General features: G+C 60.4%; 1 protein-coding gene. It reads right to left on the reverse strand.

Going from position 1 to position 255, the window contains the following annotated elements; translation table 11 throughout:
• Nucleotides 1-255, reverse strand: a 255-nt coding sequence (locus tag SB771_RS35760; RefSeq protein WP_410722137.1) for a cupin domain-containing protein, incomplete at both ends; no start/stop codon positions are given.

Raw genomic sequence — 255 nt, forward strand, 5'->3', positions numbered from 1 at the left:
TGTCAGATCTTTCTGCGCTCCAATACGCCAGCGACGCTTGCCTTTTACTTGCAAAAGAAACACATCGTAGGAATCGAAGTGCGGGCCCACGCCGCCGCCGTCGGTCGCGTACGAAATCATCAGGTCGTCGAGACGCGCGTCCGGCACGAAGCGAAAGCGATCAAGCAACGCGCGTGCGCGGTCGTCGTAAAGATTGACGCCTTGCACGAGGAGCGTCCATGCACGCTGCTTCACCGACGGCAGTTCGTCGGCCGC

This window comes from Burkholderia sp. SIMBA_051 (genome assembly GCF_046534915.1).
Classification (GTDB): Bacteria; Pseudomonadota; Gammaproteobacteria; order Burkholderiales; family Burkholderiaceae; genus Burkholderia; species Burkholderia ambifaria.